The sequence below is a fragment of the Paractinoplanes globisporus DSM 43857 genome, from assembly GCF_000379645.1.
In the GTDB taxonomy this organism is placed as follows: domain Bacteria; phylum Actinomycetota; class Actinomycetes; order Mycobacteriales; family Micromonosporaceae; genus Actinoplanes; species Actinoplanes globisporus.
The window spans coordinates 147,839-170,149 of record NZ_KB903295.1 but is presented as its reverse complement, the minus strand read 5'-3'; the positions used below and the strand labels follow the sequence as shown (position 1 = coordinate 170,149).

Sequence of the window (22,311 nt, the reverse complement as noted above, 5' to 3'; positions counted from 1 at the left end):
CGGCCGGTAAGGTCGCGGTCGTGAGTCAGCCCGATCTCGACGCCTGGGACGCCTGGCACCCCCGCCGGATCGCCGGCCGTCTCCGCGATCTGCCGGTTCCGTGGTACGTGGCGGCGGGCTGGTCGGTGGATCTGTTCCGGGGCGGGCAGACCCGCGAGCACGAGGACCTGGAGATCGCCGTGCCGGCCGCGCACTTCGGGTTGCTGCCGCCGCTCTTCCCCGAGCTGGAGTTCTGGGTGCCGGTGAGCGAGGGCGTCCTAGTGCCGCTGACGGCCGAGGCACTGGCCGGTGAGTCGCATCAGACCTGGGCCTGGGATCCGGCGGCCGGCCGGTGGCGCTTCGACGTCTTCCGCGAGCCGCACGACGGGGACATCTGGGTCTGCCGCCGCGACGAGGAGCGCATCCGCCGGCCGTACGGGGAAATCATCCGGCGGACCGGTGACGGGATCCCGTACCTGGCGATCGAGGCCACGCTGCTGTTCAAGGCGAAGCACCACCGGGACAAGGACGAGGGCGATTTCACCGGCGCGCTGCCGCTGATGTCCCGGGCCGAGCGCGGCTGGCTGGACGCCACGCTCGGGCTGGTCCACCCGGATCATCCGTGGCGGGCCCGGCTCCGCCGCGGGGTCTGACCTCCCCGCCGGCCGGGGCGCGGTCCTAGGCCGGTTCCCGGGCGGCGAGGATCTCGGTGGCGAGGGCGACGCACGCGCCGCAGATGGCGATGCCGGGCCCGTTGACGAGGAGGCCGGGCTCGCTCGCCCGTCCGCAGAAGGAACAGGCGTGGGTCGCCGGCCGGCGTTTCCACCAGCGGGCCGGGCGGGCCGGGTTGACGGTGATGTGGCACTGCAGCTCGCGTTTGAGGGCCGCGATGTCGACGTGCAGTTCGTTGAGAACCCGGCGCGACCGGCTGCCGGGGTCGAGCGCGAGCACGGCGAGAAGATGCTCGGTGCGGACCTCGGGTGGGGCGGCGCCGGTGGCGTTGGCGGCGGCGTTCCGCGCGGCGGAGTCCAGAGCGCGGGTGGCCTCGGCCGACATGGGCGGGTCGTCGTCGGGAGACGACGCGGCCGGCGGGCCGAACAGCGCGTGCGACGTCGTCCGGATCTGGTCGGCGTGGACGCCGAGGCGCTCGAGGATGCCGGCGGCCACGCCCTCGGTGAACAGGCCGGCGAGCAGGTGATGGGTGCCGATGTCGGCCGCGCCGTCGGCCCGGGCCTCTCGTGCCGCCTGGTCGAGACATGCCCGCAGCCGGGCCGCGGGGTGGGCGGCGAACGGCATCGCCGTGGCGGGGGCGAAGCGTTGCCGGGCGGCCTGTTTGGTGACCCCGAGGCGGGCGCCGATGTCGGTCCAGGACATGCCGGCGACGCGGGCGTGGGCGACGAAATGGTCCAGCAGCCGGTCGGCGTCGGCGGCCTGCTCGGCGCTCACCGCGGCCGCGGCGTCGAGCAGCGCGGCCGGTTCCGCGGCGGCCGCGTGCTGGTGGACCCGGGCGACGAGCTCGTCGAAGCGGCCGGGCCGGTCGGTGGCCATGCGACAACGTTACGTTGTCGCGAGCCGTACGACAAGGTTATGTTGTCGATCCTGGCTCACGATGCCGGGGCTAGGGTGACCGGCATGCTGGTTCTCGACACCGAGGATCCGGTGGCGGTCGCGCTGGTCGCCGCCATCCACACCGGGGACGTCGCGGGGCTGCGGCGGATGGTGGCCGAGCGGCCGGGGCTGGCCACGGCCCGGCTCGGCGACTACGACGGCGGCATGTCGCGCACTCCGCTGCACGTGGTCACGGACTGGCCCGGGCATTATCCGAACGGGGCGGCCACGGTGGCCGCGCTGGTCGAGGCGGGTGCGGACGTCAACGCCCGGTTCACCGGCCCGCACACCGAGACGCCGCTGCACTGGGCGGCCAGCAGCGACGACGTCGCGGTGCTCGACGCGCTGCTGGACGCCGGCGCCGAGATCGACGCGCCGGGTGCGGTGATCGGCGGTGGCACGCCGCTGGACGACGCGACGGCGTTCGCGCAGTGGCGGGTCGCCCGCCGGCTGGTCGAACGCGGCGCGCACACGACGCTGTGGCATGCCGCGACCCTGGGTTTCCTCGACCAGCTTCGAGCCGCTTTCACGGGTCCCACGCCGCCGGAGCCGGCCGAGGCCAGCGACCTGTTCTGGGGCGCCTGCCACGGCGGCCAGCTACCGGCCGCGCAGTTCCTGCTCGACCACGGCGCCGAGCTCGACTGGACCCCCGGCTGGGAAAATCTGACACCGCTCGACGCCGCCATTCGCAGCGGCGCCACCGACGTGATCGCCTGGCTGCGCGAGCACCACGCGAAGACCGCGGCCGAGCTCGGGCGATGACGCGACGTGACGGCGTTCCTCGTGCCGGAGAACCTCGCCGACAGCGTGCGCTCGGACCGGTCGCCTCGGCGCGACGCCTGGCTGGCGGCCCTGCCCGGCCTGGTCGACGAGTTCGCCGGCCGGTGGTCGCTGCGGGTCGGGCCGCCCTTCCGGCCCGGCGGCCGGTGCGCCTGGGTCGCGCCGGCCCGCGATCGCGCCGGGCGGGCTCTGGTGCTCAAGCTGGCCTGGCGGCACGACGAGGCTCTTCACGAGGCCGACGGCCTGCGCGTCTGGAACGGCGACGGCGTGGTCCGGCTGTACGCCGGCGCGACCGCGGACGCCACCTCGGTGCTGCTGCTGGAACGCTGCCACCCCGGAACTGCCCTGGGTGACGTGTTGCCCGAGGCCGAGCAGGACCCGATCGTCGCCGGCCTGCTGAAGCGGATGTGGCAGGCGCCCGCGGACGACACGGTGTTCCGGCCGCTGCGGGTCATGTGCGACGCGTGGGCCGACGAGTTCCGGCGGCGACGGGACGAGAACTCCGGCCTCGCCCGCGCCGCGATCGAGCTGCTGCGTACGCTGCCGGCCACCGCCGATCGGCAGGTGCTGCTCTGCACCGACCTGCACGCCGGCAACATCCTCGCCGCCGGCCGGGAGCCCTGGCTGGCCATCGACCCCAAGCCGTACGTCGGCGATCCCGCCTACGACGCCGTGCAACACCTGCTCAACTGCGAACAACGCCTGCGCGCCGACCCGATCGGCCTGACCGACCGGATGGCCGGGCTGCTCGACGTGGACCGCGACCGGCTGCGCCGATGGCTGTTCGCCCGCTGCGCGCAGGAGTCCCTCGATCAGCCCGAGCTGGCCGAGGTGGCGGCCCGGCTGGCCCCGAACTGACCGGTCCGCCGCCGCGGCGAGCGGGGACAGCGCCCCACATCCAGAATCATCACCCTCGAACATGGCGGGGAGTGGTACTTCAGAAATAGGCACGTTCTCGGGGGAGGCTCTCGGTGTGGTGACGATCGTCCGATGTATCGCCGGCGGATGTGGACGCGCCCTGCTGTCTGACCTGCTTGGGCGTCGGCCGTGATGGCGAGCGGCCCCGGCATCGGGATCGCCCGGGTGCTGTTCGCCCGGACGATCAGCGCCATGGTGACCCGGCGGCTGCTGGCCTCGGCGCTGGTCGCGCTGCCCGCCGCCGGCCTGCTGCTCCTCGCCGGGCAGGAGGCCGGCTGGTACGGCCCGCGCGTCGGGTACGCCCTGCTGGTCGCGGTCAACGTCGCCCTCGTCGTCGGCGCCGGCCTCGCCGCCGGCGCCCGGGCCGCCCGGACCGAGACCGCCCAGCGCGAGCTGTACCAGTGGGAGCAGTGCGCCGCCATCCTGCGCCACACGCCGAGCGCCTTCACGATCAAGGGCCTCGACGGCCGGTACCAGTACGCGTCCTCCGCCTTCGAGCGGCTCAAGTATCTGGCCACGGGCGGCGCGACCGGGCACGCCGACCACGAGCTGCACACGCCCGAGCAGATGGCCGAGATCGTGCGCCGCGACCGCGCGGTCCTCGCCGCCGGCCGGCCCATGGTCTTCGAGGACGAGCTGGCGGCCGAGGGCGGCACCCGCACGTTCGTCACCACCATGTTCCCCATGTACGACGACGACGGCGTCCCGGTCGCGATCTGCAACTGCTCCACCGAGATCACCGAACTGCGGATGGCCGAGGGCAAGTTCAAAGGTCTGCTCGACGCGTCGCCCGAGGCGATGGTGTGCGTCGACGCCGGCGGCCGCATCGTGCTGGCCAACGCCCGCGCGCTGCAGGTCTTCCGGTACGAGCGCGGCGAGCTCGTCGGCGCGCCGGTGGAGGCGCTCGTCCCGGGGGCGCACCGGTCCCGGCACGTGGCGCACCGCCGCGACTACCTCGCCAATCCGGTGCCGCGCCCGATGGGGGAGGGCATGCATCTGACCGCGGTGCGCAAGGACGGCACCGAGTTCCCGGTCGAGATCAGCCTGGCCACGGTCGACGCCGACGACGGGCCGGTCGTCTTCGCCACCGTCCAGGACATCACGGCCGAGGTCGAGGCCGAACAGCGGCTGCGGATCGAGCGCGAGCAGTTCCGGATGATCATGACGGCGGCCAGCGACCCGTTCGTCAGCATGGACGACCGGGGCCGGATCACGGAGTTCAACGGCCAGGCCGAACGGATCTTCGGCTGGGAGCGGCACCTGGTGATCGGCCGGGCGGTGACCGGCACCATCCTCCCGCCGCGCTATCGCGGCGCCCTCGACCGGCTGCTGGCCGGCCGCTGGGACTGGCTCCTGGACCGGCCGACCGAGATGTACGCCGTGCGCCGGAACGGCGAGGAGATGCCGATCGAGCTGACCATGTGGCGGATCCACCGGGACGGCTCGTCGATGTACCACGCGTTCGCCCGCGACATCACCGCCCGGCGGCAGACCGAGGCGGCCCTCGCCAACGCCCGCGATCAGGCGGTCGAGATGGCCCGGCTGAAGTCGCAGTTCCTGGCCTCGATGGGCCACGAGATCCGGACCCCGATGAACGGGGTGATCGGCCTCAGCGGCCTCCTGCTCGGCACCGACCTGGCCGAGAAGCAAAGCCGGTACGCCGAGGGCATCCGGACCGCGGGTGTCGCCCTGCTCTCGGTCATCAACGACGTGCTGGACTTCTCCCGGCTGGAGGCGGGCAAGGTGGTTACCGAACGGATCGACTTCGCGATCGCGACGCTGCTGGACGAGGTCGTCGGCCTGCTGGCCGGTGGCGCCGGCGGCAAGGATCTGGCCGTCGTCGCGCGCTGCGATCCGAGCCTCCCGGCGCGGGTCTCCGGCGACGCCGGCAAGCTGCGCCAGGTGCTGCTCAACCTGGTCGGCAACGCGATCAAGTTCACCGAACGGGGCGAGGTGGCGGTGACCGCCGAGCCGGTGCCGGCCGGCGACGGGATCCTCCCGGTGCGCTTTTCCGTCTCGGACACCGGCATCGGCATCGACGAGGCCGGGCAGGCCCGCCTGTTCGAGCCGTTCACGCAGGCCGACGCGGGCACCACCCGCCGCTTCGGCGGCACCGGGCTGGGCCTGGCGATCAGCCACGACCTGGTGGCCGTGATGGGCGGCGAGATCGGCCTGACGAGCCGGCCCGGACAGGGCAGCACGTTCTTCTTCACCGTGCCGTTGTGGCCGGCGGCGGAGGCCACCCCCGCTCCCGCCACGTTCGTCGCCGCGCCGGTGCACCCGGTGGGCCACGGGCACGTCCTGCTGGTGGAGGACAACGACATCAACCAGATCGTCGCGCTCGGGATCCTCGGCGGTCTCGGCTACACCGCGGACGTCGCGGCCCACGGCCGCGCCGCGGTGGAGATGGCCGGCGAGCGGGACTATCTCGCGATCTTCATGGACTGCCTGATGCCGGAGATGGACGGCTACGAGGCCACCGCCGCCATCCGCCTCCAGGAGACGGCGGGCCGGCACACCCCGATCATCGCGATGACCGCGGGCGCGATGGCCGAGGACCGCGACCGCTGCCTCGCCGCGGGCATGGACGACCACATCACCAAGCCGCTGATGCCGCAGGAGATCGTGAAGGCCCTGGCCCGATGGCAGCCCGCCGGGGAGGAGGCCGGCGAGCAGGCGGAGGCGGAGATCGAGCGGCGGCTGGATCTGCTGCGGGCCGCGGGCGCGCTCGACGGCGCCGCCGTCGCCGGCCTGCTGCGCAAGGTCGCCGCCCAGCTGCCCACGCTGGTCGAGGAGATCTCGCAGGCGCTCGCGCTGGACGACGCCGAGGCGCTGCGGGCCGTGGCCCACCGGCTGACCGGTGTCGCCGCCAACCTCGGCGCGCTCGGTCTGGCCGATCTGTCCAGAGGCCTGGAGGGAGCGGCCCGGCGGACCGACTTCGAGGAGGCCCTGCTCGCGGTCGCGGAAATTCAGCCCGCCGCGCGCCGGACCCTCGACGCCGTGGACGCCGTCACCGCCCGCCTCGCCGCGCACGAGCCGGTCTGATCAGCAGAACCGGGGCAGGTGGTGGGCGAACTGGGCACGCCACGACGGCCAGTCGTGCGGGACGTCATAACCCCATAGATCCAGTTCATGGCGTACGCCCTTGGCGGTCAGCAGTTCCGCCATGCGCCGGGTCGAGTCCAGTGAGCCGGTGGTGTCCTCCCACTGGCCCTGCCCGCAGACGAGCAGCAGGGAGAGCCGCGACCGCAGCCAGTCCAGGTGATCGCCGTGCAGGTTCCCGACGTACGCGATGGGGTTGTTGAAGTAGAGCGCGTCCCCCTGCTCACCCCAGCCCCGCCAGCTCGTGGGGTCGTAGTTGCCGGAGAAGCAGAGGGCCAGCGGGAACAGGTCGGCTCGTTTGAACGCGAAGTTGAGCGCGTGGAACGCGCCCAGCGAGCAGCCGGCCGTCGCGATCTCGGCGGCGCCGGCGCTGTCGGCCCCGATGTGCGGCACCACGGCGTCGAGAATCCACGACTCGTAGGCGCCGTGCCGGCGGGCGCGCTCCTCGAGCGGAAGATCACCGGCCGACCACGTCCCGCCGTCGAACGAGTCGACGCAGTACAGCTTGACCCGCCCGGCGTCGATGAGTCCCTCGACCGCGGCGACCATGCCCCGGTCGGCGAACTCCTGGGCATAGCCGCCCTCGCTCGGAAATACCAGCACCGGGCGGCCGTAGTGACCATAAGCGGCCACCGTGCCGCGAATGCCGGACCAGGTCTGCAGTTCTGCCGTGTAGTGGCGCACCCCGTCATCTTCCCCGGTTACGGCCGCGCTGTCCCGGGAGCGTGGCGTGCCGGGCCGGCGACGAGCTCCACCTCGGCGCTCATCGCCCGGCTGAGCTCGAGCAGATCGGCCCGCAGCCGCGGGAGATCCCAGCGGTAGCCGGCGATGCGGTCGACCACGTCGAACATCGCCGTGGTCACCCGGTCGCGGGTGGCGGCGAACTCGCCGAGATCGCCGGAGACCGCAGCCCGGGCCAGGGTATCGGCGTCGCGCAGGGCGTCGGTGATGCCGTGGGTGCTCAGGGGATCGAGGAACGACCCGGCGTCGCCGATCAGGGCCCAGCCGGGTCCGTGGGCCTGTCGCGCGTAGCCGGGCCGGCCGACCCAGGTGTGCAGGCGATCGGGCGGACGAGCCTGGGCGAGCCGGCCGTCGGCACCGCCGGTGGTGGCGGCGAGCAGTCGATGGTACGTGGCGTGGAGGTCGCCGCGGGCGAGATCGTGGGCGGGCACCCCGGCGAACACGCACACCTCCCCGGCGTTGGTGGGAATGAAGCCCGCGCTGTGGCCGGGCCGGTAGAACCACTCGTATCCGTCGGCGCCGAGCCCGGACCAGTACCCGTAGATGACCGCGCCGCAGCCGGTGCCGGTCCGGAGCGTGGCGGCGCCGGCCTCGCGGGCCACTGTGGACCTGGTGCCGTCGGCGCCGACGGTCAGGCCGGCGCGGGCGGTGAAGGCGGCGCCGGTCCGGTCGTGTCCGCGTATCCCGGCGACCCGGCCCGATCGGTCGCGGAGCAGGCCGGTGACTCGGACGCCGTACCGGATCTCCGCGCCCGCGGCTCGGGCGGCGTCGGCCAGCGCCGCGTCGAGGACCGTCCGGCGGGGCGCGTACAGGGCGTCGACCCCGTGCGCCGCCTTGATGGCGATGGTCGTCGACTCCGTCCCGAAGTCGAAGCGGGTCCGGCGGACCGGTGGCGTGCCGGCCGCGACGACCCGGTCGAGCACGCCCCATCGGGACAGGAGGTACACGCCGCCGCGCATGAGCGCGTGGGTCGACAGCGTGTCGGCGCCGTACCGGTCCCGGTCGACCAGGAGCACCCGGAGTCCCCGCCGGGCCAGCAGCATGGCGGTGGCGGCTCCGGCGACGCGGGCGCCGACGATGACGACGTCGTGGGTGTCCACCGCCGTCACCCCGCCGAGCACAGCGCGCGCGGGGACGTGATGAGGCCGGCGAGGTACGCGGCATCGTGGCGGGCGCCGTCGATGAACGTCGAGTTCCGCCGGCTCTGGAAGCGCAGGCCGATCGCGTACAGCCCCGGCACCGCGGTGACGCCGCGACGATGGCGGAGCCGGCCGCCGTGGTCGAGGACGGCCGGCGCCAGCCACGGGTACGAGGGCCGGAAGCCGGTCGCCCAGACCACCGTCGCGATGCCGGCCCGCCGGAGGTCCATCTCGGACGGTGTCTTCGGCACGGGGATGCCGGGCGGCGGATCGGGCGGCCCGGCCGCGACGCCCGGCGTCTCGGCCACGTAGCGGTCGATGTCGCGAAGGACGCGGGTCATCCGGTGGTGGGCGGCGCCCATGGTCTCGGCGAGGTCGCCGGCGAACCCGGCGACCGGGCCGTCCAGCGCGCACAGCCGGCCGGCCAGCACCACACCGGCCGCCCGGAGCACGCCGAGGTCCGCTTCCCGGGCGCCGGACGCGCCGGTGAGCTGCAGCGACGGCTCGGCCCGGGCCGCCGCCGCGTCCGGCACGTCGTCGATGTCGCGGTCCAGCGCGCCGATCCGGTCCAGCCACCAGAGGATGTCCCGGCCGCGGTACCGGCGGGGCAGTCGCGTGTGACCGCCGACCGCCAGCACCACCTTCCGCCCGGCGAGGGCCAGCTCGTGGGCGATCTGAACGCCGGAGGCCGAGGCGCCGACGACGAGCGCTCCGCCGTCGGGAAGAGCCGAGGGCGACCGGTAGCGCGCGGGGGTGAGCTGGCTGATTCCGGGCGCGAGCCGGGCGGCGAGGGCGGGCACCACCGCCCGGCTGTGATAGCCAGTGGCGATGACCACCGCCCGGGCCGCCCACTCGCCCCGGTCGGTGCGGACCCGGAACCCGCCCGGTGCGCTCTCGAGCCGGGTGACCGTCGTGTGCGGCCGGACCGGGGCGCCGGACGAGCGGGCGTACCGGGAAAGGCTGCCGGCGAACTCGCCGGCGGTCATGAATCCGTCCGGATCCGGCCCGTCGTAGGCCGAGCCCGGCAGCCGGGTCAGCCAGTTCGGGGTCAGCAGCCGGAAGCTGTCCCATCGGGCGGTCCGCCAGCGCTCGCCCACCGAGCCACGCTCCAGGACGACGTGGTCGAGGCCGCGGTCGGCCAGGCAGCGGCTCATCGCCAGGCCCGCGTGGCCGGCGCCGATGATGAGGGTGTCCGTGCGTGGCATGGGCTCAGTCGGTGCTGACGTTCACGGACACCGGCACGCCGTTGGTCAGGACGTCGAACACGGCCGACCGCCGACAGGACTGCTCGACGACTTTGCGGAGTTTCTCGGGGTCGTCCCCCCGTACGGTGAAATCGATCTTGATGTTCTGGTATCCGTTGCGGACCTCGTCCGAGAGCCCGAGGATGCCCAGGAGGTCGATGTCGCCCTCGACGGTCGAGGAGACCTCGGTGAGGGTGAGGCCGCGGGCGGCGGCGACGTTGGCGATGCCGGCGGTGAGGCAGGCGGCGAGCGCGTGCAGCAGGTACTCGACCGGCGTCGGGCCCTGGTCCGAGCCGACCAGGACCGGCGGGTGGTCGGCGTCGAACGTGAACGGCTGCCGGTGGGTCATCTCCTGCTTCGCGCCGTGGAAGCCGTGGATCGTCGACTGGTTGTGGGTGCCGCTCAGCCAGCGGTTCGTGGCCCGGAACCGGAACTTGGCGAGCTCGGTGTCGGCCTTCACGGCGTCGAGCGTCGCGAACAGGGTCGCGGTGTCGACGCCGTTGCGGGTGGCGTTCTCGGTGCTGGTCATGGATCTTCCTCCTCAGCAGGTGGGTCGCAGCGATCGTCGCCGGGCGGCGCCGGCCCGCACATCCGTGCCCACCACGGATCCGGGACACCCGTGCCCGGCACCGATGGCCGGAGGGGCGACACTGGTGCCGTGGGTTCCGATGCAGAGGTCACGGCGCGTGAGGCCGAGATCCTCGCCCTGGTCGCCCGGCACCTGACAAATGCGCAGATCGCCGACGCGCTGGTCATTTCGCCGCGCACCGTCGAGAGTCATGTCTCCGCCATGCTCCGCAAGCTGCAGCTGCCCGATCGCCGCAGCCTGGCCCGGCACGCGGAGGCCATGCCGGGCCTGCTGGTCAAGTCGGGCCGGCACGGGCTGCCCCTGCCGGTCACCTCGTTCATCGGCCGGACGGGGGAGCGGGCCGCGCTGACCGCCGCGCTCGCCGGGCACCGCCTCGTGACCGCGACCGGTCCGGGCGGGATCGGCAAGACACGGCTCGCGCTGAGCGTCGCGACCGAGGCCGCCCCCGCCCGCCGGGCGGGGGTGTGGTTCCTCGACCTGGTCCACGTGACCGACCCGGCCCTGGTCACCGCGGCGGTCGCCGAGACGGTCGGCGTTCCCGAGCAGCGGACCACGTCGATCGAGCGGGCGCTGGTGGCCGTCCTCGCCGAGAGCGACGCGCTCCTCGTTCTGGACAACTGCGAGCACGTTCTCGACGGCGTCCGGGCCTGCGTCGATCGGATCATCGCCGGCTGCCCCGGAATCACCGTGCTGGCGACGAGCCGGACCAGACTTCTTCTCCCGTACGAGCGGGTGTACGTCGTACCGGGACTGTCGGTGAGCGACGCCGTCGACCTGTTCACCGCCCGGGTGGCCGCGGTGACCGGCGACGCCGGGCGGCTGGACGCGGCGCGGGTCGCGACGCTGTGCCGGGCGCTGGACGGCATGGCGCTGGCCATCGAGCTGGCCGGCGCCCGGTTCGCGGCGCTCGGCCTGGACGGGCTGGAGTCCGGCCTCGGGCAGCGGCTGCGGTTCCTGACCGCGGGCACCGGCGGGACCGCCCGGCACGGCTCGCTGCGCGACGCCATCGGCTGGAGCTACGAGCTGCTCTCGCCGGCCGACCGGGCCCTGCTGCGGCGGGTGAGTGTGTTCGCGTCGTGGTTCGACGCCGAGGCCGCCCACGCCGTCACGGACGCGGGCCGCGAGCGGGCGGAGGTGGTGGAGGGCCTCGCCCGCCTGGCCGAGCACAGCCTGCTCGTCGTCGAGCGAGGAGAGCCGACCCGATACCGGGCGTTGGAGACCATTCGGCAGTACGGGGTGGAGCGGCTGGACGAGACCGGTGAGCTCGGGCCGATCCGGGACGGGCACGCCCGCTGGTGCCGGTCGACGGTGGACGCGCTCCGCGGTCGCGACCCGGCCGGCATCGACGAGGGCTGGTGTGCGGCGCTCGACCGGGTCGTCGACGATGTCGACGCGGCCGTCGCCTGGTCGGCCTCCGCGGATCTGGCCGCCGACCTGGCCGGGCTGTTGTTCCTCCGCGGCCACCAAGCGCAGGCCGAGCGCCGCTACGAGCTCGCCGCGACGATCGCAGGGGAGCCGGACCATCTGCGGCTGGCCGCGGGCGCGGCGGCCGGCCGTTTCGCCGGCGACGACGCCCTGCGGCTGCTCCGGAAGGCGGCCGACGCCGCCCTGTCGGCGGGCGACCGGGCCGGCGCGGCGCGGGACCTGGCGACGATGGCGATGTACATCGACCGCGCGCCGGGAATCATGGCCACCCCGCACTCGCCGGCGGAGGCCGACGCGCTGGTCGCCGAGGCGCGTGCCCTGTCCGACGACTCGCCGGCCACCCAGGCGGCGCTCGCGCTGGCGACCGGGTGGCGGGACCTAAACGCGCCCGGCAACGCCCTGCGGGCGGCCGAGCTGGCCGAGACCGCCGGCGACCGGATCCTGCACAGCATCGCGCTCGACCTGCTGACCGCCGTCCGGCTCGCCGGCGACGACATCGCCGAGGCCGGGCGGGTCGCGCGCCGGCGGCTCGAGGTGATCGGCGGCCTCGAGGTCGGCGCGCTGGGCGGGTTCGAGATCGGCGACGCCCACCTCATGGCGGTCGAGGCCGATCTGGCCCTCGGCAACCTGGCCGGCGCCGCGGCCGGCGCGCGGACGCTGGCCGCCCTGCCGTTCTATCGCGACGAGGACCACCTGGCCACCTGCCGGCGCCTGCTCGTGGACGCGTTCGCCGGCCACTTCGACGACGTCGTCCGCAACGGCGAGCGTTTCCGGATCGGCTGGGAGCGGGCCGGGCGGCCGGTCGCCCGGAACCTGGCCCGCGGCGCCTACGCGGTCGCCATGGCGTACGGCATGCGCGGCGACGACGACCGGCGGGAGGCGTGGATCCGCCGGACGATCGACCTCGGCGCCGACGCCGACGACCTGGCCGGATGCGTACTGGGCTGGCCGCCGGTCTTCGACGCCGTGCTCGCGCTCCATCGCGGCGACCCGGCCGCGGCCGTACGACGGCTCGCCGCCGACATCGACGACCCCTCGCCGTTCCGGTCCTCGACCGTGGGACCGTGCCGTCCCTGGTACGCCGCGCTCTGGGCGGAGGCCGCCGTGCTCGACCACCACGCCGACGCCGCGGAACGCATCGAGCGAGCCCGCCACGCCGCCCGCGACAACCCGATCGCCGCCGCCATCGTCGAGCGCGCCGCCGCCCTCACCGCCGGCGACCGCGACACGCTCGTCGGCCTCACGGTCACCTTCGCCGCGCTCGGCTGCCCCTACCAGCAGACGCGAACCGCGAGCCTGGTCCCGGCAATTCGGTTGCGCCCCGGAACCGGTTCCGTAGGGTGATGCCGGTCAATGTCGGCATCAGCACGGGGGTTTCGCATGCCGATCGTCGAGGCCCGGGGCCTCACCAAAGTGTTCCGCCGCGCCGACAAGGGGTCCGGCCTCGCGGGTTCGGTCAAGCATCTGTTCGCCCGGCGCTACCAGGACAAGGTCGCGGTCGACCACGTCGACCTGTCCATCGAGGCGGGCGAGGCGGTGGCGTACGTCGGGCCCAACGGCGCCGGGAAGTCGACCACCGTGAAGCTGCTCAGCGGCATCCTGGTGCCGACGTCGGGTGAGGTACGCATCGACGGGTTGCACCCGCAGCGCGACCGGATGACGGTGGCGCACCGCATCGGCGTGCTCTTCGGCCAGCGCACGCAGCTCTGGTGGGATCTGCCGGTGTCCGAGTCCCTGGCGGTGCTGCGCGACATCTACGGGGTCGACCACGCCACCTACCGCAAGCGGCTGGCCCGGTTCGACGAGGTCCTCGAGCTCGGCGAGATCCTCCCGGTCATGGGCCGCAAGCTGTCGCTGGGCCAGCGGATGCGCGCGGACCTGGCGGCGGCGCTGGTGCACGGCCCGCGGGTGGTCTATCTGGACGAGCCGACCATCGGGCTCGACCTGGCCGTCAAGGACCGGGTCCGCGAGTTCTTCCGCGGCCTCCGGGACGAGGGCACCACGGTGATGCTGACCAGCCACGACCTGGCCGACATCGAGGGCTTCTGCCGGCGGCTGGTGATCATCGACGAGGGCCGGATCATCTTCGACGGCGATCTCGAGGCGGTGAAGGACCGGTTCGCCCGCGAGCGCATCCTGCACGTCGAGACCACGCGGCCGGTGCCGCTGGAAACCCTGCGGAGCTCATTGCCCGGCGCGGAGGTCACGCTCGAGGAGACACCCCTGCGTTACGCCGTACGCTTCGACCGGTTCGCGATGACGGCCGGGCAGGCGGTGACCGTCCTCGCGACCCTGACCGACCTGGCCGACTTCCGGGTGGACGAGCCGAGCATCGAGGACGTGATCCGCCGGGTGTACTCGGGCGACCTCGTGCTCGACGACACCGGCGTCCCCCGGTGACCGGCTACCGGGCGCTGGCCCGGGCCACCGCGCGGGCGGCGCTCACCTACCGGTTCAACCTGCTGCTCAGTCTCGGCGCGGTCCTCGTCCAGCTCGTCGCGCTGCTCGCGGTGTGGCGGGTGATTCTCGCGCAGGCGCCGGTGAACGGCTTCACCTGGCCGCAGATGCGCGCCTACCTGCTGGTGGCGTTCGCGGCCGGCACCGTCGTCTCGATCCTGGGTGACTTCCGGATGGCCTTCCGCATCCTCGACGGGGACGTGGCGCTCGACCTGGTCAAGCCGATCGACTACCAGAAGGCTCGGCTCGCCGAGGCGCTCGGCGGGCTGTGGATCGAGGTGATCCTGATCGGGGTGGTCGTCGGCGTCACGCTGGCCGTCACCGGCGGCATGGACACCCCGGCCGGGCCGGCCCTCGCCCTGTTCGCCGCGAGCATGCTCCTCCTCGTACCGCTGAAATTCTTGATTGTGTATGTGAGCACGCTCGCCTGTTTCTGGACCCAGAACTTCATGGGTGTGCAGTGGGCCCGGCTGGCCGTGGTGAATCTCCTGTCGGGCGCGCTCATCCCGCTGGTGTACCTGCCGCACTGGCTCGCCACGGCGGCGCAGTGGTCGCCGTTCGCGGGGCTCACCTCCACCCCGGCGCTGATCTTCCTGGAACGGGTGGACCTGGGGGAGGGGCTGACGCTGGTCGCGGTCCAGCTCGGCTGGGTGCTCGTGCTGTGGTTCGGCGCCCGGCTGGTGTGGCGGGCCGCGCTGCGCCGGCTCACCGTGAACGGAGGCTGACATGCGGACGATCCGTCTCTACCCACGGCTGCTCGGCGCCCATTTCCGGTCGCTGCTGGAGTACGAGGCCGACTTCCTGATCCTGGCCGCGGCCACCGTGCTGATGCAGGTGGTCAACATCGTGTTCCTGTCGGCCCTGTTCGCGAAGGTCCCGGTAATCAACGGCTGGACGTTCTGGTCGGTGGTGACGATGTTCGGCGCGGTGGCGCTGGCCGAGGGCGTCGGCTCGCTGTTCTTCGACGGCATGTGGAACCTGGCCTGGCAGATCAACCGGGGCGAGCTGGACTACTACCTCGTCCGCCCGTACCCGGTGGTGCTGCAGTCGAGCAGCGCCGCGATCGGCATCAACGGGCTCAGCAACATCGTCACCGGTGGCCTCATGATCGGCGCGGGCCTGGCCCACTCGGCCATCGACTGGACGCCGTGGCGGGTGGCGCTCGGCGTCCTGCTCCTGATCAGTTCGGTGGTCATCAAGGTGTCGATCAACCTGGGCACCAACGCGGCCTGCTTCTGGCTGTCCAGTCCCAGCCCGATGTTCGCCTTCGCCATGCACCAGGTGGGCGACCTGGCCCGGTTCCCGCTGTCGATCTACCCCATTGCGCTCAAGGCGGTGCTCGGCGTGGTGCTGCCGTTCGCGTTCATCAGCTTCTTCCCGATCGCGTCCCTGCTCGAGACCGGCACGTCGCGGTGGGTGGGCCTGCTGACGCCGGTGATCGCCGCGTACTGCGCGGGCCTGGCGGCCTTCATCTTCCGACGCGGGTTGCGCCGCTACGAGAGCGCGGGGAACTAGGCTGATGCCATGCCGGTGCTTCCGCTGTTCCCGACGACTCTGGTCGGTAGCTTTCCGCAGCCCGAGTGGCTGATCGACCGGGCCCGGCTCGCGGGCCGGTTCCCGCCGCGGGTGCGGGCGGCCGAGCTGTGGCGGCCCGCGCCCGAGCATCTCGCCCGCGCCCAGGAAGACGCGACGCTGCTCGCGATCCGGGCCCAGGAGGATGCCGGGCTCGACATCCTGACCGACGGCGAGATCCGGCGGGAGAGCTACTCGAACCATTTCGCGACGGCCCTCGACGGGCTCGACCTCGACAACCCGGGCGAGGCGCTGGACCGCAGCGGGCACCCGAACCCCGTGCCCCGGGTGGTCGGCGCGGTGAGCCGTCCGCGTCCGGTGCAGGTGGCCGACGTCCGCTTCCTGCGCGAGCACACCGACCGCACGATCAAGGTCACGGTGCCGGGTCCGTTCACGATGTCGCAGCAGGCGCAGGACGATCACTACGGAAACCCCGAGTCCCTGGCGTACGCGTACGCCGACGCCGTCAACGCCGAGGTGCGTGACCTCTTCGCGGCCGGCGCCGACATCGTCCAGCTGGACGAGCCGTACCTTCAGGCCCGGCCCGAGCCCGCCCGAGCGTATGGTGTGCCCGCTCTCAACCGCGCGCTGGACGGCGTGACCGGCACCACGGCGGTGCATCTCTGTTTCGGCTACGCCGCGATCATCCACGAGCGCCCGTCGGGCTACTCATTCCTGCCGGAGCTGGCCGACTGCGCCTGCGACCAGGTCTCCATCGAGACGGCCCAGTCCCATCTCGACACCTCCGTGCTCAAGCACCTCACCGGCAAGAAGATCCTGCTCGGAGTGCTCGACCTCTCCGACCCGGAGGTGGAGTCGGTCGACACGGTCGTCGAACGGGTGCGCCGCGCCCTGCCCTACGTCGCGCCGGAAAACGTGGTGATCGCCCCGGACTGCGGCATGAAGTACCTGCCGTGGGAGTCGGCGGTCGGCAAGATGCGCGCGATGGCCGGGGCGGCCGAACTCCTGCGCCGCGGATGAGGAAGGCGTCCCGTTTCCGCGCGAGGCTGTAGCGACGGGGCCGGATCGCCGGTCCGCCGTTCCCGCCGGGAGGAAACGTCGATGGCAACCGGAGAAGCACCCGTCCTGGAAGTGTTGACCGACATCAACGCGGCCTCGCTGGCCCGGGTCGAGCTCGACCCCGCCACGCTGCTGCTCGTCCGGCTCGCGGCGCTGGCCTCGGTCGACGCCCCCGCCGCCTCGTATCTGCTGCACGTCGGTCCCGCCGTCGAATCGGGCGTGGATCTCGGCGACGTTCAGGACGTCCTTGTCGCCATCGCCCCGATCATCGGATCGCCGCACGTCCTCCGGGCCGCCGGCGCGATCACCGAGGCGCTCGGGGTTGCCATCGCGCTCACCGACGCGGCGGCGTCCGAGGCCGGCTCCTGACATCGGACCGGCCGGGCCGTCGTCGCACGGCCCGGCCGTCTCGGCCCGAGTGAGGGTCACCCCTGGGTGAGGGCGTCGGCCAGGCGGTCCGGCATCGAGGCGAACGGCGAATGGCTCGACGGGAGCGAGTGGACGTCGAAGGTGTTGTCCGGGGTGGCCGCGTCGGCCTCGGCGATCATCCGGTCCTGCAGCGCCGGCGGGATGGTGTGGTCCTCGGTGAGGCGGATGAAGGTGCGGGGGATCGTGCCCCAGCGCCCGAGGGTGCCGCGGGCGTCGTCGAAGGCCACCGCCAGCGGCAGGTCGGGGTTGAGGTAGGCGGCGAACCGCTGGTAGTCGTCGGCCGGCAGGTCGTGGTAGAACGCCAGGCGTCCCTTCTCGACGTACTCGGGGGCGGCGTCGCGCGGGTTGATGCGCATCGCGCCGGTCTTCGTGGGGTCGCCGATCAGCACGGCGCCGGAGATGCCGGACCGCGCCTCGGGGAGCTGGCTGTACTCGGCGCCACTGGCGAACCGGACCGGCACGTACGCGCTGATGTAGACCAGGCGGCGGATGAGCTGGGGCACCTGTTCGGCGGCGAGCGTGACGGTGAGGCCTCCGAAGCTGTGGCCGACCAGCGTCACCGGGCCGTTCTCGGCCATCTCGCGCACCTTCGCGACGACGGCGTCGCGGTAGTCGGCCAGCCGGATGCCGGCCACCGGGGAGGGCTCGGTCGCGAGCAATTCAAAATCATTCCGCAGGTACGACGTCGGGAAGCCGGCGTTGAGGCCGCTGCCGGGCAGGTCGATGGCGTAGACGCGGTGCCCGGCCGCCATGAGCTTCTCGCCGAGCCGGTTCCAGTGGGCGGCGGTGTGCCAGGCGCCGTGGACGAACAGGAAGTTCTGCTGAGTCGTGAGTGTCGTGGTCATCGCGCCTTCTCCTCGGTGTACTCCCAGCCGGCGTACGCGGGATGGGTGGTTTTGATGTCTTCGTAGAGCAGGACCATGCGGTCGATGAACCAGGCCTTGGCGCACTGGACGATCGCGATGCCGGCCAGCGTGTACAGCAGGCCGGGCAGGCCGAGCACGACCAGGCCGTAGACGAGCAGGGCGAGACCGGCGACCTGGAAGGCGTAGGTGACGTTCGGGACCCGCGAGGTGTACTGGGCGGGGAGCTCGACCGTGTTTCGCTCGGCCCAGACGCGCTCGCCGAACACGCCCCTGGAGGCCCAGTTCCGGGTCGACTTCGGCACGGCGAACAGCAGCGGGTTCACCATCATGAAGACGAGGGACAGGGCGATCGGGACCAGCGACCACCAGCCGATCCAGTCCCGGCTCCAGACCGAGACCGCCAGGAGCGGGAGGACGGCGAACCGCGTCCAGACGCTCACCGGGTTGGCGTGGCGCATCCAGTTGTCGCCGCTGAGCCCGAACGCCTTCGCGATCCGGGTGTCCGTGGTTTCCGTTGTCATGGTGTTCTCCTGTGGTTGTGGCGCACGAGGTCGGCGCCGTCGTCGAGTTCGGCCATCGCCCGGCGCAGGCCGGTTTTCAGGGCGTCGATGGCGCCGGTGCTGGTGGCGAGGACGTCGATCTGGGCCCGGCGGGCGGCGAGCTCGGCGCCGGCCGCCGCGGTGAAGGTGCCGGGGTCCGCGGCGAGCTCGGTGTCGAGCCGGGCCGCGGCCACGGCGGTCTCGGTCCGCAGCCGGTCGAGGTCGCGGTCGAGGCCGGCGCCGTGGCGTTCCCAGGCGCCTCGGCCGGCCGCGCGCAGTTCCCGCAGGCGGGTACGCAGCTGGGCCTCGTCGGCACGCAGCGCGTCCGCGCGGCGGCCGTTCCCCGCGACGTGGGCGTCCCGGATCCGGGCCACGACCGCATCGACGGCGTCGGCCGCGGTGCCGAGCCGGGTCTCGAACGATTGCCAGGGGGTGTTGGTGGACATGCCAGTCAGCGTGCGGTCAGGCGCTGCCGCGCGACCGCCACGATCGGTGGCTGGGCTGCCATGGCGCTGCCATGCCCGTGGCAGCGTCGCTCGGCCGCTACGGCACCGTGGCGGCCGCGTCGCGGCGGCCGCGCCCGGGTGGGCGCGGCTGACGTCAGCGGCGGGTTCGGGCGATCGCGTCGCGCGGGGACAACCGGCGCCCGGTGGAGAGGGCCGTCTCGGTTGCCGCGTCGCCCAGGCCCGCGCGCACCTTGGCGATCAGCCGGTCGACGTCGCCGCGCCGGGCGCCGCGCAGCGGGTGGGCGGTGGCGGCCCGGTGGGCGCCGGCCGCGCCGAGCAGGAGCGCGGCCGGCTCGGGCTCGGCGGTGGCGGCCAGGGCCTCGAGAGCGGTCGCGGCGGTTGCGTGATCCTGAGAGCGGTCCGCCCGGGCGAAGGCGTCAAGCAGCAGCGGTTCGGCAGTGCGGGTGTCGCCGCGGGCGGCGGCGAGCGCGCCGAGGCCGGCCAGGCTGCGCGCGTACGGGCTCCCGGCGAGCGCGGTGAAGAACGTCGCCCGGGTCCGGCGGGTGTCGGGGCTCTCTCCCCAGGCGCGGACCGTGCGCAGGATCGCCTCGGCCGCCGCCTCCTCGCCGGACAGCCGGAGCGTCTCGGCCAGGCCGCAGCGGGCCAGCGCGGCGTGCCACGGGCTGTCGCCCGTCTCGGCCGCCGTCACCGCCTCGGTCAGCAGTGCCCGCGCCCGCGGCAGGTCGTCGTCCAGCGTCGCCAGGCGGCCGAGCTCGGTGCGGACAAAGGCGGCGTAGTGCGGCAGCCCGAGCCGCCCGGACAGGTCCAGGGCCTCCGTCAACTCGCCGGCCGCCGTGGTCAGGTCGCCCCGGCGCTCCGCGGCCGCCGCCAGCAGGAGCCGGGCCCAGCTCTCGAACGGCTCGTAGCCGGCGCGGCGCGCGCGGACGAGGATCTCAGCGCCCCGCTGCCGCACCACGTCCAGCCGCCCGGCCCGGACGGCGCCCGTCGCGGCGATGAGGTCCGAGCCGCACACCCAGAAGTCGTCATCGGTCGCCACCATGGTCACCCGGGCCTCGGCCAGCAGCGTCGCCGCCCGCTCGGGCTCGCCGGCCGCGCCGAGGACCAGGGCCAGGGTCTGCTTGGCCCGGGCGGTCTCCCACGCGTCGCCGGCCTCGCCGGCGAGTGCGATCGCGCGTTCGCCGGCCCGGATCGCCCGGTCGACGTCGTCGCGCTGGCCCGCCAGATAACTCAGCGTCGTGTACCCGGCCGCCCGTATCCCGGCGGGCACCTGTTCCGCCGCCGCTTCGGCCGCCGCGAGGGCCGTCTCCAGCCAGGCGCGGCCCTCGTCGTGCCGGTCGGCCGCGCCCCAGAACAGCCACAGCGCGGCCCCGATCCGCAGCGCCGCCACGACCTCCCCGTCGGCCGGCGCGTTCTCGGAGGCGGCGCGCAGGTTGTCGTAGTCGGCCGCGATCCGCCGGTGCCAGGCGCGGTAGTCGCGGCGCCGGACGCCGGCCTCGGCCGCCTCGGCGAGACCGGTGTAGAACTCGCGGTGTGCGCGCCGCGCGCCGTCCTGATCGGCCAGCCGTTCCCCGCCGTACTCGCGAATGGTCTCCAGCATGCGGAAGCGGGGCAGGCCGTCCGGGTCCGGCTCGGTCGTCAGCAGCGACTTGTCCACCAGGCCCGTCACCAGGTCGACCAACTCGTCCCGGCCGTCGAGGCCGTGGCACACGGCGGCCGCGGCCGCCAGCGAGAAACTCCCGGCGAACACCGACAGCCGGGGAAAGACCGCCCGCTCCGCCGGCTCGAGCAGGTCATAGCTCCAGTCCAGCGCCGCCCGCAGCGTCTGCCGATGCGGGGGCGCGGTGCGGCTGCGGTTCACCAGGAAACGGAACCGGTCCTCCAGCGCGGCGGCGATATGACCGACCGGCAGCGCCCGTACGCGCGCGGCCGCCAGCTCGATCGCGAGCGGCAACCCGTCGAGGCGCCGGCACAGCGCCCCGATCACCGGTGCGGTCTCCGGCGTGATGACGAACGACGGCAGCACGTCGACCGCGCGGTCCTCGAACAGGCGTACCGCCTCCGACCCGAGCAGCTCGCGCGGGTCCCGGATCTCGGCGCCGGGCAGGCTCAGCGGGCCTACGTGCCATTGCGCCTCGCCCCCGATCCCGAGAGGTTCCCGGCTGGTGGCCAGGGCGTGCACCGTGGGGCACGCGGCCAGCATCCGGTCCACCAGCAGGGCGACGCCGGGCAGCAGGTGTTCACAGTTGTCGAGGACCAGCAGCAGGTGCCGGTCCCGCAGGTACGTGAGCAGGTCCTCATCGGAGTCGCGAACGCCCAATGTCGAGGCCACCGCGTGCGCGACGGTCCCGGCATCCGTGAGCGGCGCCAGCTCCACCAGCCACGTTCCGTCCGGGAACTCGCCCGACTCGGCGGCGGCAACCTCGATCGCCAGCCGGGTCTTGCCGACGCCGGGCGGACCGGTGAGCGTCAGCAGCCGGGACTCCCGGGCCCGGCCACGCAGGTCCACCAGCTCGTCGCGGCGGCCGATGAACGAGGTGAGCGGGGCCGGCAGGTTCCCGGTGACGTGCGGCCGGGGCGGTTCCTCGACGACCGGCGCCGGGAGCGCGTGCGCGAGGATGTCGGACTGCAGCTGCCGCAGCTGCGGGCCGGGCTCCAGGCCGTGTTCGCCGGCGAGCAGCCGGCGTACCCGCTGGAAGGTCTCGAGCGCGTCGATCTGCCGTCCGCAGCGGTACTGGGCCAGCATCAGCTGTCCCCACAGCCGCTCGCGGAACGGGTGCTCGCCGGCCAGCGACTCGAGCTCCGCGACGAGCTGGTCGTGCCGGCCGAGGGCCAGCTCGGCGTCGACACGGTCCTCGACGGTGTCCAGGCGCAGGCCCTCCAGCCGGGCCGCCTCGGCCTGCACCCAGGCGTGCCCGGGCAGACCCTCCAGGGCCGCGCCCCGCCACAGCGCGAGGGCCGCCCGCAGCCTGGTCGCCGCCTCGCCGGGATCGTCGCGGCGCAGCGCCGCCCGGCCCTCGCCCGCCAGCCGCTCGAATCGCCGGACGTCGACCGCGTCCGGCGGCACCTCGAGGACGTAGCCCGGGTCGCGCCGGGCGACGTGGTCCCCGCCGAGGGCCGCGCGGAGCCGGGAGATCTGGTGCTGCAGGGCGTTCGCCAGGTCCCGGGGTCCCTCGTCACCCCAGACACCGTCGATCAGCCGGTCGGCGGGCACCGGGCGGCCGGCGTTCAGGGCGAGGAGCGCGAGCAGGGCATGCTGCTTCGTGCCGGTGAGCCGGACCGGGCGTTCCCCGTCGCTCACCGCCAGGGGACCCAGCAGGCCGAACCTCATCGGACCCTCGCCACGCCCCGAGGCTGTCGCCGGGCCCGGTCCCTGTCAAGGGCCGCCGGGGTCCCGCTCCGGCGCCGGCGCCGGGCCCGGTCATCCGGCCGGACGACG

19 protein-coding genes are annotated in these 22,311 nt (G+C 73.7%); 10 read left to right on the top strand and 9 right to left on the bottom strand.

Annotation, left to right across the window (positions count from 1 at the left end; genetic code table 11):
• Positions 1-20 precede the first annotated feature (20 nt).
• Positions 21-632: a nucleotidyltransferase domain-containing protein gene (locus A3CQ_RS0107570; protein WP_020510321.1), complete on the top strand. Its 612-nt coding sequence runs from the start codon at positions 21-23 to the stop codon at positions 630-632.
• A 25-nt stretch (positions 633-657) separates the two neighbouring features.
• Here A3CQ_RS0107570 and A3CQ_RS57160 read toward each other — a convergent pair whose 3' ends face one another.
• Positions 658-1,527, bottom strand: coding sequence for a ClpX C4-type zinc finger protein (locus tag A3CQ_RS57160; protein ID WP_020510320.1), 870 nt, complete (start codon positions 1,525-1,527; stop codon positions 658-660).
• 84 nt (positions 1,528-1,611) lie between these two features.
• On the opposite strand from A3CQ_RS57160, the gene A3CQ_RS0107560 reads away from it, so the two are divergent.
• The 3 genes from A3CQ_RS0107560 to A3CQ_RS57155 all read left to right on the top strand — a co-directional run bounded on the left by A3CQ_RS0107560 (position 1,612) and on the right by A3CQ_RS57155 (position 6,330).
• Entirely contained in the window at positions 1,612-2,349 is a 738-nt protein-coding gene (locus tag A3CQ_RS0107560; RefSeq protein ID WP_040431959.1) for an ankyrin repeat domain-containing protein, read from the top strand.
• A 6-nt stretch (positions 2,350-2,355) separates the two neighbouring features.
• Positions 2,356-3,225: an aminoglycoside phosphotransferase family protein gene (locus tag A3CQ_RS51865; RefSeq protein ID WP_020510318.1), complete on the top strand. Its 870-nt coding sequence runs from the start codon at positions 2,356-2,358 to the stop codon at positions 3,223-3,225.
• Positions 3,226-3,417: 192 nt separating this feature from the next.
• The gene (locus A3CQ_RS57155) at positions 3,418-6,330 is read left to right on the top strand and encodes a PAS domain S-box protein (RefSeq protein ID WP_051115182.1); all 2,913 of its coding nucleotides are present in this window, start codon (positions 3,418-3,420) and stop codon (positions 6,328-6,330) included.
• On the opposite strand, the gene A3CQ_RS0107545 is transcribed toward A3CQ_RS57155, so the two are convergent.
• Genes A3CQ_RS0107545 through A3CQ_RS0107530 form a run of 4 tightly spaced genes read right to left on the bottom strand, consistent with a single transcriptional unit; the run spans position 6,331 to position 10,040 of the window.
• Positions 6,331-7,071 carry an esterase family protein gene (locus A3CQ_RS0107545; protein ID WP_020510316.1) on the bottom strand — a complete coding sequence of 247 codons (741 nt, stop codon included), beginning with the start codon at positions 7,069-7,071 and terminating at the stop codon, positions 6,331-6,333.
• Positions 7,072-7,088: 17 nt separating this feature from the next.
• Positions 7,089-8,228 carry an FAD-dependent oxidoreductase gene (locus A3CQ_RS0107540; protein ID WP_051115196.1) on the bottom strand — a complete coding sequence of 380 codons (1,140 nt, stop codon included), beginning with the start codon at positions 8,226-8,228 and terminating at the stop codon, positions 7,089-7,091.
• A 5-nt stretch (positions 8,229-8,233) separates the two neighbouring features.
• Positions 8,234-9,472: an FAD-dependent oxidoreductase gene (locus A3CQ_RS0107535; RefSeq protein WP_020510314.1), complete on the bottom strand. Its 1,239-nt coding sequence runs from the start codon at positions 9,470-9,472 to the stop codon at positions 8,234-8,236.
• 4 nt (positions 9,473-9,476) lie between these two features.
• On the bottom strand, positions 9,477-10,040 hold the full coding sequence (locus A3CQ_RS0107530; RefSeq protein WP_020510313.1) for an OsmC family protein: 564 nt from the start codon (positions 10,038-10,040) through the stop codon (positions 9,477-9,479).
• Between the two features lie 129 nt (positions 10,041-10,169).
• Here A3CQ_RS0107530 and A3CQ_RS51855 point away from each other — a divergent pair, with 129 nt between their 5' ends.
• The 6 genes from A3CQ_RS51855 to A3CQ_RS0107500 all read left to right on the top strand — a co-directional run bounded on the left by A3CQ_RS51855 (position 10,170) and on the right by A3CQ_RS0107500 (position 16,943).
• Positions 10,170-12,869: an ATP-binding protein gene (locus A3CQ_RS51855; RefSeq protein WP_020510312.1), complete on the top strand. Its 2,700-nt coding sequence runs from the start codon at positions 10,170-10,172 to the stop codon at positions 12,867-12,869.
• Positions 12,870-12,905: 36 nt separating this feature from the next.
• Complete coding sequence (locus tag A3CQ_RS0107520) at positions 12,906-13,925, top strand: ABC transporter ATP-binding protein (protein WP_020510311.1); 1,020 nt, start codon at positions 12,906-12,908, stop codon at positions 13,923-13,925.
• Positions 13,922-14,707, top strand: a complete 786-nt coding sequence (locus tag A3CQ_RS0107515; RefSeq protein ID WP_020510310.1) for an ABC transporter permease — start codon at positions 13,922-13,924, stop codon at positions 14,705-14,707. The genes A3CQ_RS0107520 and A3CQ_RS0107515 overlap by 4 nt, the downstream gene beginning before the upstream one ends.
• A 1-nt stretch (position 14,708) precedes the next feature.
• Complete coding sequence (locus tag A3CQ_RS0107510; RefSeq protein WP_020510309.1) at positions 14,709-15,497, top strand: ABC transporter permease; 789 nt, start codon at positions 14,709-14,711, stop codon at positions 15,495-15,497.
• A 9-nt stretch (positions 15,498-15,506) separates the two neighbouring features.
• Positions 15,507-16,535 carry a uroporphyrinogen decarboxylase family protein gene (locus tag A3CQ_RS0107505; protein ID WP_020510308.1) on the top strand — a complete coding sequence of 343 codons (1,029 nt, stop codon included), beginning with the start codon at positions 15,507-15,509 and terminating at the stop codon, positions 16,533-16,535.
• Positions 16,536-16,616: 81 nt separating this feature from the next.
• Positions 16,617-16,943, top strand: coding sequence for a carboxymuconolactone decarboxylase family protein (locus A3CQ_RS0107500; RefSeq protein WP_026205425.1), 327 nt, complete (start codon positions 16,617-16,619; stop codon positions 16,941-16,943).
• Positions 16,944-16,999: 56 nt separating this feature from the next.
• Here the strand turns inward: A3CQ_RS0107500 and A3CQ_RS0107495 are convergent, their stop codons facing one another.
• The 4 genes from A3CQ_RS0107495 to A3CQ_RS51850 form a co-directional block, all read right to left on the bottom strand.
• Positions 17,000-17,848 (bottom strand): alpha/beta fold hydrolase, encoded by an 849-nt coding sequence (locus A3CQ_RS0107495; RefSeq protein WP_020510306.1) that lies wholly within the window; start codon positions 17,846-17,848, stop codon positions 17,000-17,002.
• A complete protein-coding gene (locus A3CQ_RS0107490) occupies positions 17,845-18,390 on the bottom strand; it encodes a DUF6653 family protein (protein WP_020510305.1) in 546 nt (181 codons plus the stop codon). The genes A3CQ_RS0107495 and A3CQ_RS0107490 overlap by 4 nt, the downstream gene beginning before the upstream one ends.
• A complete protein-coding gene (locus tag A3CQ_RS0107485; protein ID WP_020510304.1) occupies positions 18,387-18,854 on the bottom strand; it encodes a hypothetical protein in 468 nt (155 codons plus the stop codon). The genes A3CQ_RS0107490 and A3CQ_RS0107485 overlap by 4 nt, the downstream gene beginning before the upstream one ends.
• A 154-nt stretch (positions 18,855-19,008) precedes the next feature.
• Positions 19,009-22,203, bottom strand: coding sequence for an AfsR/SARP family transcriptional regulator (locus A3CQ_RS51850; protein WP_020510303.1), 3,195 nt, complete (start codon positions 22,201-22,203; stop codon positions 19,009-19,011).
• Positions 22,204-22,311: the final 108 nt, after the last annotated feature.

Coding starts and splice junctions, on each gene's coding strand:
- A3CQ_RS57160 (WP_020510320.1), bottom strand. CDS start 1,527: ATGGCCACCGACCGGCCCGGCCGCTTCGACGAGCTCGTCGCCCGGGTC.
- A3CQ_RS0107560 (WP_040431959.1), top strand. CDS start 1,612: ATGCTGGTTCTCGACACCGAGGATCCGGTGGCGGTCGCGCTGGTCGCC.
- A3CQ_RS57155 (WP_051115182.1), top strand. CDS start 3,418: ATGGCGAGCGGCCCCGGCATCGGGATCGCCCGGGTGCTGTTCGCCCGG.
- A3CQ_RS0107535 (WP_020510314.1), bottom strand. CDS start 9,472: ATGCCACGCACGGACACCCTCATCATCGGCGCCGGCCACGCGGGCCTG.
- A3CQ_RS0107530 (WP_020510313.1), bottom strand. CDS start 10,040: ATGACCAGCACCGAGAACGCCACCCGCAACGGCGTCGACACCGCGACC.
- A3CQ_RS0107520 (WP_020510311.1), top strand. CDS start 12,906: ATGCCGATCGTCGAGGCCCGGGGCCTCACCAAAGTGTTCCGCCGCGCC.
- A3CQ_RS0107510 (WP_020510309.1), top strand. CDS start 14,709: ATGCGGACGATCCGTCTCTACCCACGGCTGCTCGGCGCCCATTTCCGG.
- A3CQ_RS0107505 (WP_020510308.1), top strand. CDS start 15,507: ATGCCGGTGCTTCCGCTGTTCCCGACGACTCTGGTCGGTAGCTTTCCG.
- A3CQ_RS0107500 (WP_026205425.1), top strand. CDS start 16,617: ATGGCAACCGGAGAAGCACCCGTCCTGGAAGTGTTGACCGACATCAAC.
- A3CQ_RS0107495 (WP_020510306.1), bottom strand. CDS start 17,848: ATGACCACGACACTCACGACTCAGCAGAACTTCCTGTTCGTCCACGGC.
- A3CQ_RS0107490 (WP_020510305.1), bottom strand. CDS start 18,390: ATGACAACGGAAACCACGGACACCCGGATCGCGAAGGCGTTCGGGCTC.
- A3CQ_RS0107485 (WP_020510304.1), bottom strand. CDS start 18,854: ATGTCCACCAACACCCCCTGGCAATCGTTCGAGACCCGGCTCGGCACC.
- A3CQ_RS51850 (WP_020510303.1), bottom strand. CDS start 22,203: ATGAGGTTCGGCCTGCTGGGTCCCCTGGCGGTGAGCGACGGGGAACGC.